We start from the raw sequence: 17,137 nt of genomic DNA on the forward strand, positions 1-17,137 counted from the left end.
CCCATTTTATTACATAGATAATATGGTCATTCGATACATACCTGGTCTTGCCGCCATTATACATGAGTCAGAAAGATACAACGAAGCAGATCTGTGAGCAGCAGTTAGCATTTTCGGACTATTAATTAATAGTCTAATTCAATTCTTAAATTTCTAACTGGCGGTAGTTTCGGGATATTTACATACCGTGTAAACAATACTATCAGAGCGGCGATACTCCAAGTAATACTCGATAGGTTGTTCAACCTGATCAAAAACATAACGCTTTCTAAATAATATAGGAGTTCCAGGCTTCACATCGAGTTTGTCGGAAATAAATTTGTCTGAGGCCTTTGCGCTGATCTCCTCCTTCGACACTTTTGCAATCACTGAATGTTCGCTTTCGAGAAAGTCATATATTAAGTGTGTAAAATCCTCATTTCCTTTTAAACCAATTCGTGGATTAAAGAAGGAGATCGAATAGACGAAAGGACGTTCCAAATTGCCGTAAAGCAACTCTACTTTTAATATCTGTTCGCTCAAACCTACGTTGAAAAAATTCGCTAATTTTTCCTCGTTAATGACCCAAGTAACATGAATTTCAAAATTTCTTACCGTTACACTACGTGCAACTAGCTCCTCATAAAAGCTTAGCCAATTTTTGGATAATAGTTTAGCACTTGGTTCCACTACCTTCGTTCCTTCCCTCTTTTTACGTACCAATCGGCCTTCGTGAACTAATTTACATATAACCAAACGTAGCAATGTTCTGGATACCCCTATGCTTTTTGCCAATTCAACTTCTTTAGGTAGAAGTTTACCAGTCAAATATTCAGGCTTGTCTATTAGTTTTCGCAACATACTTTCAACTTGTGCTTGTAAGGGAACCGAGCTACTATGATCTAACTTAAAGTCCATTTATGAGATGTTTTAAAATTTGCACGGATTTGCTAATATAACATCAATCATCTGTACGTCAAATGGATCAAGACCAAATGTTGTGGATCAACTTGGATTAAGTATATAGCTTAGGGACACCTACATCCCAACCATCAACGAAACGCTAAGATGCGTCAACAATGTACTTAAGATATGATGGGACTTTAATAAGTTTGAGCAGTTTCTTTTAACATTCCTGCTCTTAAGCCTTATTTGTTGGGAAAACACCCAAAACCGCAGGCTTGGACGTCTTTCCAGTAGGAATCTTTTTAGTGGCAGTAATGGTTATTTCATTTCCCAAAATTTCTCGTATGACTTTCTTATTTACTATGAATGACCTGTGTACACGGAAAAATAACTTTGAAGGTAAGGTTTTCTCACCGTCAGCCATCGTCATATGCGTCACAATGGATCTTCCAGCCAGATTTCCTTTAAATAATCTTTCATAGCCTCTATAACAACGATTCACTCCATTTTCGACGCGTATCAACTTTTTGTCTTCTTTTAGTATAAGAAACTCGGCAGTGGAATCAACTACATTGTCAAACTCCCGTAATACTGTTGAGATTGTAAGAGGATTTTCCTGTATGATGCCTGCTAGGACTTCTTTTGCACTTGCGTTTTCCGCGAATACTTTGGTTACTGATCGCATAAATTTTTCAAATGCGACGGGTTTGAGAAGATGATCGGCTACCTGACGCACAAACCCCTCAATTGCATAGGAAGCATCTGCGGATATTATGATACTGTGAGGTCGTGGAATTTGAAGGGATCTTATAAATTCAAACCCATTCATTTCTGGCATTTGGATGTCCAGAAAAAACGTGAGGTATTAATTTCTGCACCTTTAAATAGCATCAATTGGATCATCACAAGTGCCGGCAAGTTGGAGATACGATACTTTCTGTATGTATTTCTTTATAAGCTGCTGAGATGACTTTTTATTGTCAATGACTAAACATTTTAGAATAGGAGAGAATAATGCTTAGTAAGGATGAGTTATACCGCTTAGCTCTAATTTATGGCTATTCGTCGAAATTAAATAACAATTCCGAGAAAAAATTAGTTAAATCAATTATTAACACCTTTATTTGCAAAACACCATGTAAGCATTTTTTTGAGATATACCAGAAGAACCTAAGCTGATTTTGATGTAGTTATCTATGAAAAAGAGTGTCTTATTCCTTCCAGCATCAATTCGGAGCCACGTTATTCCGGCATTATACCTGGCAGATCAGTTGAGCAAAGAATGTGACATTTATTTTGCAGTGACCAACGAAGTGCTGGAAGAAATTGTGGTAAGGCAAGGATACAATGCTATTGCTACCGGTACTTTTAGGGTAGCGTTGGGAATGGAAGGACCATATGTGTTTGAAAAGAAGAATAAGGCTAGCAAATGGGAAACTTTAAAAAGTATTCGTAATGATGACTTATTTGTTCATAGGCAGAAGGAATTGTCTAAAATCGTAGACAGGATCAATGCATCTGTAATTTTCATCGATATTTTTAATAGTACGGATTTGTTGGTTCTATATGCCAGGTACAAAAATATTAAGTTCATATTCCTGAACCCTATGCTATCTACCTATCGTGTGAATGGTTTTCCTACGGTGGATCAGGGGCAGTGGACAGAGAACCATGGACCTGAAAAAGGGATGAGTGCCAAAAGGAAACTTTCGTGGAAATACTTACTTAGTAGGCCTTTTGACGCCCTGATTACAAGGGCCATAGAAACTCAGTTTGAAAGACTGATCAATATTGACGGATTTTCGCAAAAGCATCCTGTTGCCACAGACAGAACAAGTGCATTGCTTTTTGAAAACATTCCCGAAATTATACTTGGTCCGCTCGAACTGGAGGTGTCTCCAGAAGTGGGCAAACCAAATCAACACTATTTAGGCTTATGCATTAGCGAAAACCGGCAGGATACCGAACTGGACCTTTCATTTGACAACACGTTCTCTATAATTCTAAATAAGAAAAAAGCAGGAAAGCGACTTATCTATTGCACATTTGGTACATTCTATCAAGGTTCCGACAAGGCATTACTCGATTTCCTGAATAAGTTACTTGATGCAATTGAAGGTATCGAAAATGTGGAGGTAATTTTCTCGGTGACGGAGTTGGTGATTGAGACCTTGAGTTACCAAAGAAAAATACCGAACTACATCAATATGTTTAGCCGTGTTCCGCAACTCACTGTTTTAAAGTATGCTGATTTATTTGTCACGCACGGGGGGCTTGGTTCGATCAAAGAGAGTATTTATTATGGCGTTCCTATGCTGGTTTATCCCCTAGATTTAAAGTATGACCAGAATGGTAATGGGTTGAAAGTAGAGCATCACGGCTTAGGATTACGTGGAGTTTTTCTACATGAGAGGAGTGCGGACATGAATAAGAAAATGAAGGAATTGCTAATTAAAGATTCTTTCAGGGAGAATATCAGAATGTTTAAAAACCGGATTATGTCAAATACGAGAAAGGAGAAAATCATAGAAGAATTTTTCGCGCTCGCTCCACAAGAAATTGGCTAAGGATCTGGCGGCCAAAGCTTGTAAAAACAGAAGGAGTATTGAATTATCACCTTCGACGTACAGCGCAGTCTAAAATTACTGATTAGAGCATCACGCTAATTCTTGATATATGAAATTAAATGCAACTGAAAAAAACGCATTGGAATCTGTGGAATACCTTTTGTGGCAAACAAAAGTGAAGGTAACATCAAGGGGCATAAAGGAAGACTTGATAATGCACCCTGAATTCCCAAGTGTAGCATCTATAAGTGATGCTTTAACCGAATGGCAGGTGCCTAATATGGCCACTCGTCTCAACTCTGTTCAATTACAGGATATTCCCCTTCCATCCCTTGTGTACTTAAACCTGAATGGTGGAATGCTGGCACCATTAAAAACGGTTACAGAACATTCTGTGGAATGGCTTGATACCCAAAGAGGGTGGCAAAAAGAACCGATGTTTGATTTTGAACAAAAATGGAATGGCATCACAGTGCTTTTAGAACCAAGCGAAAAGTCTGGTGAAATTAAATATTCAGAAAAGAGCCGAGAGCAATTTGTAAACAAGCTTAGAATCCCATTTTTGATTTTAGGAACGGTGATTTGTTTGACTAGCATTGTTTGTTTGAACTGGAATCAACTACTATCGTTTGGGCATTTTTTTGAGATCTTTTTGGGACTTAAGTTGGCAGGCATAGTAGTTGGCGGTTTACTATTATGGCAAAGCCTTGACGGGGACAATCCCTTTCTTCAAAAAATCTGCCATTTAAGCAACAATAGTAATTGTAATGGGATACTCCAATCAAAAGCTTCAAAAATAACCTCATGGCTATCATGGTCCGAAGTTGGGTTTTTGTACTTTGTTGGAGGGTTGGCAGCCATGTTTTTCGCGCTAATGTGGGCAAATTATTCAGTTATTAAATTTTTGGCTTCATTAAGCTTAGTCGCCTTACCTTATACCATTTATTCAGTTTGGTATCAGGGTTTTGTAGCGAAGAAATGGTGTGTACTTTGTATATTAATTCAAGTAATACTTTGGGCGGAATCAGCAATTGTTTTGATCTATTTTCGCGAGTACGAATCGGTATGGGATTTAAGAACATTTACTATTTTATCTCTTGCATTCCTCATGCCCGTGCTAATCTGGACTGCTGTCAAAAAACCTCTAATAGAATCTGGACAATTATTTGATGTCGGGAGAGAGTTACAGAAAGTGAAGTTTAACGAACATTATATCAAGGCTGCATTCAGTGACCAACCCAAAATGCCGCCAATCTTTAAGGATATGCAAACAGTGGCAATTGGAAATTTAGATGCGCCAGATATAGTTACTGTGGTAACTAATCCGCTATGTAGTCCCTGTTCCCAAACGCATAATGAGATTAATCAGTTTTTGGAATATAATACAAACATAAGATGCCAATTTGTGTTTACTGGGCCTCAAAAAGCTTTGGAGATTTCATCAACTTTTTTGAATCCTACAATAAAGAATAAGAAAGTGCTAATGGATAGCTGGTATCATGATATACAGCAAAATTCAGATACGTGGATCACTTCTCATGACAGCAAAATACAAATAGATGAACAGCTTCGCCTGCATGCAAGATGGTGTGAAATAGCCGCAGTTTCCGAAACTCCGACAATCTATATTAATGGAGTTAAGTTACCGATAGCTTTTAGAATAAGAGATTTAAAAGTAATTCTGTCGGCAGTCAACAGGTATCATCACAGCCATATAACTGATTGAGGATTTTCGAAAGTCAAATATATTATTCACTTTTAAACAATTAAATTATGTCAATGTCTAGTTTTAGTGCCTTTGTTCTAAGTAGAGCAGAGATGAAAGATGTAAGAGGTGGATGCGGTGTTTCGGCAACTTGTCATTGCCATGGAGGTTCTGGAAAAGGCTTCACAGGACACTACTGGACTAAATCAGACCTTAAATTCTACATCTCATTATATTGCGGAGGATCTGGAGTTTCCTGTAACGGGACTGGAAGTTATTGTTAAATAGGCCTAAGTGCGTAGCTAAATTATTTGATAGAAAGTAAATAGCATATTTACTTTCTATCAAATAATAAATAAAAATTAGATATGTGTATATACATATTTCACTTTTTATGTATTAGCGATTCGAAGGTAGATCATTTCTGAAACTTGAATAACTTGGGTTCCAGAAAAACATTTTTAATTATATATGATATGAAAGTGCAAAACAGCTTAGTAATTTTTCTTCTCTTTGCTACTCTCGTTTGTAGATCCCAGGGAAACACTATTGTTGGCACATTCCAGGATTCTAGCTGTAAAGAGAAAGTATTATTTCTTTACAAGTACAATAGTCCATTTAGTGAAGAGCTAATTGACAAACAAAAAAGTATTAACGGTGTAATTACTTTTCGAAGAAGTGATACAGAAATGAACACTTACCTGCTCAGAGATGGTAAATCAAAAGGAGCGTTATTGTTTATTTGGGATGATGATATAACAATTGATCTAAATTGTGAGAATATTTATGAATCATTAGTATTCAATTCACCCGAAACTAATGAATTGAACAAAATAGAAAAGCAAAAATATAATTTGTACATCGTTCCGATAATAAAGCTAGATAGTCTGCTTTCACAGTGCCAAAAACAAAATCAGTTTAGCAAAGACAACTCTTGCAAAACCTTAATTATAGAACGAAATACGCTCGAAACGGAAAACAAGAAATTATTTAATGAATTCACAAAAACCTATATCAAGCGTAACCCAGATTCGTTTGTAAGTCTTTACTACCTCACATACAGTGGTAGTGAAGTGAGTTTGGAGACGAAAGATATTGAACTCTTTGAGTTTCTTTCGGAAAGACTAAAAAAACACAGCAGGGCAAAAATCTACCAGCAATATTAGGGTGTAAGATTCACTGCTAATAAATAAAGTAGATCATGTGAACAAACTCTAAATCAATTGTTAACTTAACGTTAAGGTCTCTTGAATTCATTTTCTGGCTAACAGATTAAGGGATGGCACTCGTTGTCAAGAGTGGTTTTGTTGCTTTTTTGTATTTTATGTGTCTATATAATCGAATGCTTAAAAATAGTTTCAACACTAATGAGATTATCTTTATCTATTCATCTATTGATGACAGTATAAACTGCAAAAAATAGTAAAATGAAAGACTTATGAATTGTAAGCACAATTACCGGGTAACCAGTTGCCGTACAAATTGCCTTTTAAAATGATAAGAATTTATAGGTATTCTGCAATACATGAGATTCGATAATCTGGTAAATTACTCCATTCAAAGGTTGATAGGGTCGAAAGCAATGAAATTTCATGATATTTACGATGCTGGCGAATAAGCCGACAAAATTGAGTAGCTTAGATTATAAGTTGAAAAATGAATTTAATCGTCGACAACTTTATTATGCTTTAATTTATAAAATGTTAGGCTAACACAAATATGAATAAGATAGAGTTCCTGAGGCCTATTTCAATAAAGGGCAAGATTAGAATCGGCAAAAAGCATGATGGTGGATATGTAGTATATGGGAAAAACCTGGATAGCGTTGATGTTCTTCTTGCATACGGAGTTGGATGGGACACTGACTTTGAGGAAAAATTTAATGAGCAGACGGGAAAGGAAGTTTTTATGTTTGATCCAACTATGTTAAAGGGCGAACAAATTATCGATAGATCGGCTCTCTTTCAGCTAATCTTCCAATTCCAGCTAAGAAGAGCTACAGAATATTTTTATTGGGCAAAGGATTGGAAGTTAAAGTTAGAAAAGCTCAATTCCAAAGGTGTCCATTTTGTCAACGAGGGAATAAGTACGAAAGGAGAAACTAAGTACAATACATTGGGATGTCATATAGAGAAGTATGGCCTTACAAATAAGCGACTACTTTTAAAAATGGATATAGAGAATGCTGAATATGACATCTTTTTAGATGATTCTACGTACATCCATTTGCAAAATGTTACACAAATTATAATTGAATGGCATAATCTAAAAAATAGACTTCGCGACCTGGGACAGATATTAAATAGACTGAAGCAAGATTTTGAAGTCGTACATATTCACGGCAATAATTATGGAGGCACTTTTGTTTTGTACAATTTTATGAGTAATAATCAGGAGGACATGGTATTACCAGATGTACTGGAAATGTTGTTAGTAAGAAGAAATGATATATTGCCAGAAGATTATTCCACTGATGTTGAAAGGTATCCAATTGCGGATCTAGATTATCCTAACAACCCTCATAACAAAGAATTGGCCGCAGACTTCTGTAATTCATTTATGTCGCCATAGTATTATGAAACTACTGTACTGCGTAGTAAGTCAGATCTAATCATCTAATGCAAGGGGAGTCAAACTCATTTATCATAGTTAGTGTACGTGCTTACATCTTGAAAGGCTCTCATTACTACAAATAACTTTTTGCTGAAATTTGGTTAATATTAGCATATGTCTTTGAATTTTGGAACAAAATATTTCTTTTTAGCCTGTCTTAATGGCGGAAAGAAAGTTATTGACAGGGTTTTAAGCGGTAAATATTTCAAGAAAAGACCTGTTAATCAATTGTTGGATGAAAATTCGGATACGACCGTGATTCTCACGGTATGGAAGAGAGGCCATCTAGCCGAGCAACTAAATGCACTATCAAATCAAATGCAAAAACCTTGCCAAGTTTGGGTTTATCATTGTGCCGATCATATTAATATTAAAGGCATTTTGAAACTATATCCAGAAGTTTCTTTAATTCATTCAGCTGTGAATCTAAAATATTTTGGACGGTTTTCGTTAGCGCAATATGTTACGTCAAAGTTTGTTTGGGTGTTGGACGACGATGTTATACCATCAGTTAATTGGCTTGATATGAGCAAAAAAATGTGTGTTGAACAAAATGCAATTATAGCCAGTGCAGGACGAATAATTCCCAACGGAGATTATTTTCCAGAACAACCAACAAACACTAGCAGATTTTTTTATGGTGATGTAAGTCCTCGCTATTCATGGAATTTCTGTCCAGAAAATACCATAGTAGATTTTGGATGTAACAGTTGGTTTTTTCAGAAGCACTGGGTTCAACATTTATGGCAGATTCCCCCTTTTACTTTGGATACAGCTGAGGATATGCATTTGTCTGCAGTGCTAAATTTGAAGATGGGTATAAAAACAATTGTACCGAAACAGACCGATATTGAATCAACGGGTAATTTAAAAATCATGTATGGTCGGGATAGAGATGCTTCCTGGATAAAATATGATTTTTTAAAAAAACGAGAACAGGTGTTAAGGTATTTAATAGACGATCACGGTTGGCAACCTCAACTTTGGTTGAAGAATACTGAACCTGAAAGTTTGTACAACGCATCTGACGTATGAACTTTCCGTACTACAACCAACTCGACCAAATGGACTGCGGGCCAACGTGTCTGCGCATGATTGCCAAACACTATGGAAAGCATTACACCGCCCAAACTTTAAGGGAAAAAGCAAATATTAGCCGTGAAGGAGTGTCAATGCTGGGTATTGCAGAAGCGGCCGAAGTTATAGGATTTCGTTCCATTGGTGTAAAAGTAACTCTGGAAAAATTGTTTGTCGAAGCGCCTCTTCCCTGCGTGTTGCATTGGGGACAAAATCATTTTGTGGTTTTAGTAGCTGTCAGCGGACAGAAATCTGCGGTTAGCCGGCGCTTCCTGTCCGCAATTTGGGGAGGGCGAAAACCGGTTGCTGATTTGGAATCTTTTTATCTGGATTCTGTAGGCCACCAGAAAGACGCCCCAACTGTAGAAAATAAATCGAGTACAAAGCAGTTTATTTTTCACATTGCGGATCCAGCCATGGGTCTTATTACCTATACGGCTTACGAATTTGAAAAACATTGGCTTTCCGGGAATATAGACGGTAAAAAAGAAGGATTGGCCTTGTTATTAGAGCCCACTGCGCGCTTTTACGAGGAAGAAGGAGAAAAAGTAAATGGTTTGCAGTTAAGTCAGTTATTAGGCTATCTGTGGGGATACAAAAAACTGGTTGTTCAGTTGGCGCTGGGAATGCTTGTTGGCAGCGGATTATCGTTGCTAATGCCATTTCTCACGCAATCGGTTGTGGATGTGGGAATTAGTACACAAAATATACCCTTTATTTATCTAATTCTTACTGCACAAATGGTTTTGCTTTGCAGCACAGCAGCGGTCGATTTTTTGCGCAGTTGGATTTTGCTGCACATTAGCACACGACTTAACCTCACGATTCTATCTGAGTTTCTTGCTAAACTGATGAGGCTGCCCCTTTCCTTCTTTGATGTAAAGCAATTCGGTGACATCATGCAGCGGATTGGTGATCATCACCGGATTGAGTCCTTTCTTACAGGACAAACATTGAGTGTTTTGTTTTCTCTCTTCAATCTGGTTGTTTTCGGTTTTGTGCTAGCTTATTACCATTTGTCTATTTTTTTAGTAGCAGTTGGCGCTTCCGTTTTGTATGCAGTCTGGGTCATATTATTCCTTAGACAACGCCGGAAGATGGATACAAAGCGTTTTGATGTTTCGTCACGCAACCAAAGCCAGATCGTGCAGCTTATTCAGGGAATGCAAGATATTAAACTATCAGGTGCAGAAACATCCAAGCGATGGGAATGGGAAAGAACACAAGCCAAGCTTTTTAAATGGAATGTAAAAAGTTTATCTTTATCTCAATTCCAGCAGGCAGGGGCACTTTTAATTAATCAGAGTAAAAATATTTTCATCACCTTTTTAGCGGCAAAAGCCGTAGTAGATGGCCAGTTGACATTAGGAGGAATGATGTCCGTCCAGTATATTTTGGGTCAGATCAACGCTCCTGTTGAGCAGATGATCGGATTTCTACAATCCTGGCAGGATGCGCAAATTAGTTTGGAAAGATTGAATGAAGTACATAGCCTCGCAGACGAGGAACCAAGGGATGAATCAAAAAGAAAAAGCTGGGACCAAGACCAAAGTATTATCTTAGATAATATTACGTATACTTACCCGGGTGCGGGAAATGAACCGGTTTTGAAAAATATTAGTCTCACCATTCCATACGGAAAAACTACTGCAATTGTGGGAACCAGCGGCAGTGGTAAAACAACGTTATTAAAATTATTGCTTCGGTTTTATGAACCTCAAAATGGGTATATATCTCTGCAAAAGGGTCAGACCGCAAAACTGGATTTCGAATTAAAGGGTGTCAAAGACATATTGCTTCAACCGTTAAATAGGAGTGCACTTGACATAAAATATATTTCGCACAAAGCCTGGAGGAAACAATGCGGGGTAGTGATGCAGGAAGGGTTTATTTTTTCTGATACGATTGCCCGCAATATCGCAGTGAGTGACGAAGTCATTGACCAGGACAGATTGTACCAGGCAGCACATGTGGCCAATATCCATGAATTTATAGAATCACTTCCGTTAGGTTATTATACTAAAATAGGCGCCGAAGGTAATGGTATCAGTCAGGGACAAAAACAACGGATACTGATAGCCCGTTCGGTATACAAAAATCCTCAGTTACTTCTTTTTGACGAAGCAACTAATGCACTCGACGCCAACAATGAAGCTGTTATTATCAGCAATCTTGAAGAATTTTTCAAAGGTCGTACCGTCGTTGTTGTAGCGCATCGTTTAAGTACAGTAAAGCACGCCGATCAGATTGTAGTCATGGAAAAGGGTGAAATTGTGGAGATTGGAACGCATGCCGAGTTGGTAAACTCGAAGGGAAAATATTTTGAGTTGGTCAGTAATCAGCTTGAACTAGCGGTTTGATAATTTGCTTTGTATCGATGCAATATTTTAAATTTAAAAATAATTCAACATGAAGGTGAGTATTTCAAGTTTTAGAGAGTTCGATTTAACAAGATTAGAAATGAAATCGGTTAAGGGTGGCTGTATGCCATCACATTATGAATTCCATCGATCACTATGACAATGATCTTAACCAAAAGCTAAAAAATAAGATGAATAATGCCACTTTTTACCAAATGATAATTGTAAGAGCTAAACCCATTTCACTTCAATTCTCTATATAAACTACACAATACTGAGGATTGGAAAATAAAGGTATTTCTTTGCGTAAAGTTGATGATTTATCCAAGGGCTTCAATTAAATAGTATGTCCAAGCGCTCATTGTCACGTGTATTTCCCGAAGTCCATTCCGAAGAAGTGCATGAAATCATCAGTCGTCCGCCGAATTGGTTGGTTAACTGGGGAATTACATTATTTTTCGTATTGTTGGTAATGCTTGCATTCGGAAGCTGGTGGATACGCTATCCGGACGTTGTTATGGCGCCCTTTACACTGACATCCACAGATGCGCCACGTACGATTGTCGTTAGAACGGAGGGGAAATTAACAAGACTTCTTGTAAAGGACGGAGCGCAAGTTTCAAAGGGTCAAGCAATTGCTTATTCAGAAAGCACAGCAGAGCATGAACAAATTTTGCGATTGGCTGATGAAATGGAGAAAATTGAAAAAACGATTCCCAATCGGCGCTGGTCGTCAATTCAAAACTTTTCGATAACGCCATATACAAGAATTGGCGAAGTACAGAATGATTTTCAAACCTTCAACCAAAAGCTTACAGAATTAAAGTCATTTCTGGCTGGGGGATTTTATTTACAGAAACAAAAACTTCTAATTGATGATCAAAACGATCTGATTGCTATGGGCAAGATTATTTACGAGCAACTGGTATTGCAAGATAAAGACTATGAATTAGCAAAGGATGAGTTTCAGGTTCAGGAAAAGTTACATGAAGGCAAAGTAATTTCGCCAATGGAATATAAACGTGAAAAAGCCAAACTGCTTTCTCGGGAAATGCCGGTTAAAAACCTCGCTTCCTCTATTGTTCAAAACAGGTCTGCACAAACAGCCAAACAAAAGGAAATGTTGGAACTCGAAAATACTATTCAGGAACATAAAACTGGCTTTTTACAATCACTTCAAACCCTAAAAAGCAGTATAGATAACTGGAAGCAACGATATATTATCACCGCACCTGTTGCAGGTAAAATTTCTTTTTCGGCTCCCTGGCAAGAACAGCAACATTTAACAGCTGGGCAGGAACTTATGACGGTTGAACCGGCAAGTAGCTCGTTTCAGGGATTAATAAAAATACCTCAGATGAATATGGGAAAATTGAAAGAAGGGCAAACGGTTCTAATCAAACTCGATGGGTTTCCATATCGGGAATATGGCATGGTTGAAGGGGAATTATCTCGGTTGTCAGTAACACCGGGGAAGGATAGCACTTATTGGGGATACATAGACCTGCCGAACAAATTAAAGACCAGATACGGGCGATTTTTACCATACAGAAATGGATTAAAGGGACAAGCTGAAATAATTACAGCTGACAGAAGATTGGCCGAAAGATTGTTGTCTACGTTTAAGAATGGAGGCAAGTAGAAAAATATTTTGCCTAACACATCTGAGTAAATGAGCATGTCCATGGAGTGCAACAAGAACTGAGGGAGACTTACACGCTTCCGGGATAATATCATGAGGTGGCTCCAAAACGGCACACATTTTTGCACAACATGATGCAGAATGGGAGTTCAAAAAGGTATCAAGACCCAAAAGAGTTATGATGCTGATTTTATACAGGAAGCAACGATATTGTTGGCATCCGGAAGGAGTGCAAAGGAAATTTCAGAGACGTTTGAATTGCTGAAATCTTCGTCTTTTTTGACACTTAGTCAAAGGAAGAATACAGATCAATTCAGATAAAGGGATATAGCAATAGATTCGCCGACTTCTTCAAGCCTTTAAAGTCAATGTAAATTTGGTAGCTTATTGGTGCTTGTCACTAGTAACACAGTTAAAAGGCCCTGCGTACGTACAGGATCTACAACAACCATGCATCATCAGGATTACAATGAACAGAAACCTTTCAACCTGGTGTGATTCCATCAGATTCTGAACGAAGATGCGCAAGCGTTTCGATAATAACAACACGATAAGTTTTGGTTGTCGTTTATACTACATGTAAGGTTATTGCTTTACGAAGGCACTTAGATAGACACGTTCATATGAAAAAACTTTTCAACTCTTAAAAGGATACCCTCCCTCAAATTTTTGCAGGCTTGCAGTGTCATAGGGTCAAACGCTTTTTCTCTCAGTTGTCGCTCACAGCGTACGCGAAAACAGTGGTTTTTCTGTACTCTTAGTCCCATTTGATTTTTATTCCATTTAGTTCCCAACGGAGCCGCTTTTGCAACTTTAAAATTACAGATTAGTAGTACACCAAAACAAATTACTGTAAATTGCCAAATGGCACGTTAAACTGTACTATTCTATTATTTTGACGAAGGAGATCATCGCAATAGATTAAGTTGGTGATGCGGTGGGTTTGATTGAAATAATCTAAAATGCGATCCAATCGAGTTTGTGGCGTCAGTTTTATCTTTTGCCTAGCTATTTAGTGTCTTTCCTTAGCAAAGCAAAGGCTTATTTGCTTTTTTGACAGTATCAGTAACAATTTTTTTGCCGGAAAAAATGTCCATTTCCTGTTTCTTTTCATTCTTTAAGAAAGGCAAAATTGCTGTCAGGAATGGAATCGAGCTAACTCCGACAAACTCTTTTCACTTCTTAGATGCAAGAATAATCATCGATGCAGAAGCCACTGTGAAACTCAAACGGACCCTAGCAGCCAATAGGGACTCTGGGTTGAAAACAGTTGAGAATATTTCAGCGGGAGAAAGCCAAATTTTTAGTAAACTAATTGAGAAAACCACAACGAATCCAGCATATCTTAGAGCTTGCGATTGATCTTCACCTAACTTATCTCTTTCCGTCTGTTCTGCTATCATATCCGCTATCAACACAATTAGTTCTCGTCCCCTTTCCGCCACAATATGCTCGCATCATCGTACAATGGCGCATCTTTGGATTCATGAACGGGATTATGTAGCACAAGTTTATTAACAGCCGTGAAATACTCGTCCTCGGTACCATACGCCAGTTTTATAAATTTTTTTAAGTTCTAGTAGAAGCTTGTCCTGGGTCATAAGCCTGGATGCATAAAACTGGGTATTAACACCGTCACCCACGTAATAAGGCATTATTTGAGTTCCGTCCTTTGCTGTATAAAAGTCATAGAGGTCTTGAGGCAATTATATATTGCAGGAGTAAAGTCAATTACTCGCCCTAAGCGTTGTTTTCTTATAAAGTCTCTCATAAGGTAAAAATGTTTTTTCCCCCAGGTAGATCCCACAAAGACTGGGGGCTAATCTTAAATAGATCGAAAGTTAGATCTGATGCACATATAATAATAAGCAATAATTATATCTACGGCCATTTATAGATCAGGAAAATGGAAATTAAGTCTTTCAATATCATCAAAATCCTCGGAAAGTGTAAAATAGTGTTTGGCTTTGGATACCATCGATTTCATGAAAGCTAAGTAATCAGACCGACTTGTGTTAGTTTCATGCATCCAACGCGATAGTTCAGAAGGACTTTCATAGGAAATATGATGAAGGCGTGCAACATAAATGGTACCTAATTGTCTATAATGCCACTTCATGTTTTCTATTTTATGGGGCTCAATTGCCAACAGATAATCTTCAACAGCTGGATTCAAATACAACCTATCTAACTGCCAACGAAATGATTCCTCATGCTGATTAAAATCCTGTTGTAACGAATTACTTATGAATGTTTGCTTATCTATACATTTCAATGCGTTAATGAAATCTCCATAGTGAATCGCCAGCTCACCAAAAAGGCGTTCGACTTCAATCAGATTTTCATGGATATCTCCAAACAAACTTAGGTATTCATTCTTAGCAAATTCCAAATGGCTCTTAGCTAATTCAAAATCAACATCAGTACCCCGAATGATCATCGCTTGGGCAAGTTTATAGTTGACTAGGGCAACGAATCTTCTATCGCTTGTACTGTCTGCTTGAGGTGGGTATTTTGAAAAAACACTTTCGGCTTTTTTAAACTGCAAAATCGCGTTGTTGGGACGTTTATTAATTCTTTCTATGTCACCTAAATGCGAATAATACATGGCAATATTTATTCCATAATTTTCTTCTTGCTTCTTATGTATTAGGTATGCTTTATCTAAATATTTTTTCGCATTGATAACATCTTTCTTTTTTATGTATAAAATTGCGGTTTCACCATAACAATTTGCTAATTGCTCACTTTTTTTGCCAAAAATCCGAGTACTAAGAGTTTGTGCCTTCGTAAAACATTCCAATCCTACCTTGAACCAATCTTTAAAGAATCCATGCTTATATATATGGCCCTTTTGCATATTGAATTCCCATACAAAATGAGGGTTGATAGAAGAGTTGAGAAGATCCTTATTGCGATCAGTTATATGTTCAATGTGAGCTAAAGCTCTATCGTAAAGAGAAATAATTCTGAATGACATGGCTACTGCGAGTTCTAAGGATGCTAACGCAGGACTATTGTCTTCATTAAGAATGGTTATAATATTTTCAGCATGTGGAAGAATAGCAAGATTTTCTACTGGCTTAAATTTATTATTGGAAACGACTAGGTCTTGTAACAATTGAATAAGATGTCTGCAATCGTCAGAAGTAGGTTTAAATTTGTAACGAACAAAGTATTGAACTGTTTGATGCATCTCTATATGCCCATCTTCGAGATAGATAAGGCCCATATTGTTGAATTTTTTAATCGTCGTTTTGAGTTTTTTAATATCCTCACGATCTGAGGAAATACCTATGGTATCTTTAATTATATCCTCAGTCCAACTATTTGGAAGTAAAACAGCTAAATTTATAAGTAACTCTTTTTCAATCTTGGTTTCTAAATTCTTAAAATCAAACAGCAAATCATAGTAGGGAATTAATCCTTCAACTTCTTCAACCGAATGATCCACATTAATATCATCTCCCGTAAAGTCCTCAAGTTCTTGAAGGCCTGAATTTTCAATTTTTTGCAACAACTCTTCAATTGGATAGTCTTTCTGCCAGTATTTACAGGTCTTGGCGATAATTTCAATAGTCAATGTATGATAGCCAACCTTCTTTATTAACCGATTAATTAAGTTGGTATCATGATAGCTGTAGTGCTTCAGAAACAGCTCTTGACTATGGCTAACAGATAAGGCAGCGATTCTTTTAGCAATAAACCCATTCAGGCCATTTATCGAAACATGAGAGGATACGATAATTTTCCACCCTACAAGTCTGGCTGCAAACCTGCTAATATCCGCTATGTGGAATGAAGTAATATTTTCAATGACAAGGATTTTCTCTCCAGTCAAACCAACAAAGTAAGTCGTTATTTCGTTGAGAGTTGGTACCCTGTTCAATTTAAGCAAATATGAGTCGGAAGCAGGTATACGTATTTGACTAGCAATAATCTGTTCGGCCTTTATGTTATCATTACCAAAATTAAGCCAGGCAACATATTTAAAATCTGATAAATGAGAATTTACGACATGTCTAATAACGCTTGTCTTTCCAATTCCTCTTATCCCAGTAATACATACTCTTGCATTCTCAGACTCTATTGACGAAGCAAGAAAGGCACTTTCTGATTCCCGACCAATGACAACGTTTTCTAAAAGTATTGGCACTGAGCTTAGGAAAGTTACGCCTGATAAATGTGCCGGAGCTTCCGATCCGAAATGGTAGTTGTGCACGTGTTTATCCCCACCCACATTGTCCCCAGAGCCACTATGATCTTGCTGAATTGCACTCATTCGATT

At 37.4% G+C, this 17,137-nt stretch carries 10 protein-coding genes; 7 read left to right on the plus strand and 3 right to left on the minus strand.

Features of this window, described 5'->3' with window-relative positions; genetic code table 11:
• Nucleotides 1–153: 153 nt before the first annotated feature.
• Nucleotides 154–897 (minus strand): GntR family transcriptional regulator, encoded by a 744-nt coding sequence (locus tag L0659_RS25230; RefSeq protein ID WP_235129392.1) that lies wholly within the window; start codon nucleotides 895–897, stop codon nucleotides 154–156.
• A 223-nt stretch (nucleotides 898–1,120) separates the two neighbouring features.
• Nucleotides 1,121–1,735 carry a LytR/AlgR family response regulator transcription factor gene (locus L0659_RS25235; protein WP_409019476.1) on the minus strand — a complete coding sequence of 205 codons (615 nt, stop codon included), beginning with the start codon at nucleotides 1,733–1,735 and terminating at the stop codon, nucleotides 1,121–1,123.
• Between the two features lie 346 nt (nucleotides 1,736–2,081).
• Here L0659_RS25235 and L0659_RS25240 point away from each other — a divergent pair, with 346 nt between their 5' ends.
• From L0659_RS25240 to L0659_RS25270, 7 genes are all read left to right on the plus strand, one after another.
• Nucleotides 2,082–3,452 carry a glycosyltransferase gene (locus tag L0659_RS25240; protein ID WP_235129394.1) on the plus strand — a complete coding sequence of 457 codons (1,371 nt, stop codon included), beginning with the start codon at nucleotides 2,082–2,084 and terminating at the stop codon, nucleotides 3,450–3,452.
• Between the two features lie 109 nt (nucleotides 3,453–3,561).
• The gene (locus L0659_RS25245; RefSeq protein ID WP_235129395.1) at nucleotides 3,562–5,178 is read left to right on the plus strand and encodes a vitamin K epoxide reductase family protein; all 1,617 of its coding nucleotides are present in this window, start codon (nucleotides 3,562–3,564) and stop codon (nucleotides 5,176–5,178) included.
• Nucleotides 5,179–5,633: 455 nt separating this feature from the next.
• The gene (locus tag L0659_RS25250; RefSeq protein ID WP_235129396.1) at nucleotides 5,634–6,323 is read left to right on the plus strand and encodes a hypothetical protein; all 690 of its coding nucleotides are present in this window, start codon (nucleotides 5,634–5,636) and stop codon (nucleotides 6,321–6,323) included.
• Between the two features lie 553 nt (nucleotides 6,324–6,876).
• Nucleotides 6,877–7,728 (plus strand): FkbM family methyltransferase, encoded by an 852-nt coding sequence (locus L0659_RS25255; RefSeq protein ID WP_235129397.1) that lies wholly within the window; start codon nucleotides 6,877–6,879, stop codon nucleotides 7,726–7,728.
• A gap of 156 nt (nucleotides 7,729–7,884) precedes the next feature.
• Complete coding sequence (locus L0659_RS25260; RefSeq protein WP_235129398.1) at nucleotides 7,885–8,805, plus strand: glycosyltransferase; 921 nt, start codon at nucleotides 7,885–7,887, stop codon at nucleotides 8,803–8,805.
• On the plus strand, nucleotides 8,802–11,207 hold the full coding sequence (locus L0659_RS25265) for a peptidase domain-containing ABC transporter (RefSeq protein ID WP_235129399.1): 2,406 nt from the start codon (nucleotides 8,802–8,804) through the stop codon (nucleotides 11,205–11,207). The genes L0659_RS25260 and L0659_RS25265 overlap by 4 nt, the downstream gene beginning before the upstream one ends.
• Before the next feature lie 346 nt (nucleotides 11,208–11,553).
• Nucleotides 11,554–12,849, plus strand: a complete 1,296-nt coding sequence (locus tag L0659_RS25270) for an HlyD family secretion protein (protein WP_235129400.1) — start codon at nucleotides 11,554–11,556, stop codon at nucleotides 12,847–12,849.
• Nucleotides 12,850–14,740: 1,891 nt separating this feature from the next.
• On the opposite strand, the gene L0659_RS25275 is transcribed toward L0659_RS25270, so the two are convergent.
• The gene (locus L0659_RS25275; protein ID WP_235129401.1) at nucleotides 14,741–17,131 is read right to left on the minus strand and encodes a tetratricopeptide repeat protein; all 2,391 of its coding nucleotides are present in this window, start codon (nucleotides 17,129–17,131) and stop codon (nucleotides 14,741–14,743) included.
• Nucleotides 17,132–17,137 lie beyond the last annotated feature (6 nt).

This window comes from Dyadobacter sp. CY347, assembly GCF_021502655.1.
Classification (GTDB): Bacteria; Bacteroidota; Bacteroidia; order Cytophagales; family Spirosomataceae; genus Dyadobacter.

What these genes read in the sequence shown, in the direction of transcription:
- L0659_RS25260 (WP_235129398.1), top strand. Translation starts at nt 7,885, where the DNA reads ATGTCTTTGAATTTTGGAACAAAATATTTCTTTTTAGCCTGTCTTAAT.
- L0659_RS25270 (WP_235129400.1), top strand. Translation starts at nt 11,554, where the DNA reads ATGTCCAAGCGCTCATTGTCACGTGTATTTCCCGAAGTCCATTCCGAA.
- L0659_RS25265 (WP_235129399.1), top strand. Translation starts at nt 8,802, where the DNA reads ATGAACTTTCCGTACTACAACCAACTCGACCAAATGGACTGCGGGCCA.
- L0659_RS25250 (WP_235129396.1), top strand. Translation starts at nt 5,634, where the DNA reads ATGAAAGTGCAAAACAGCTTAGTAATTTTTCTTCTCTTTGCTACTCTC.
- L0659_RS25245 (WP_235129395.1), top strand. Translation starts at nt 3,562, where the DNA reads ATGAAATTAAATGCAACTGAAAAAAACGCATTGGAATCTGTGGAATAC.
- L0659_RS25240 (WP_235129394.1), top strand. Translation starts at nt 2,082, where the DNA reads ATGAAAAAGAGTGTCTTATTCCTTCCAGCATCAATTCGGAGCCACGTT.
- L0659_RS25230 (WP_235129392.1), bottom strand. Translation starts at nt 897, where the DNA reads ATGGACTTTAAGTTAGATCATAGTAGCTCGGTTCCCTTACAAGCACAA.
- L0659_RS25275 (WP_235129401.1), bottom strand. Translation starts at nt 17,131, where the DNA reads ATGAGTGCAATTCAGCAAGATCATAGTGGCTCTGGGGACAATGTGGGT.
- L0659_RS25255 (WP_235129397.1), top strand. Translation starts at nt 6,877, where the DNA reads ATGAATAAGATAGAGTTCCTGAGGCCTATTTCAATAAAGGGCAAGATT.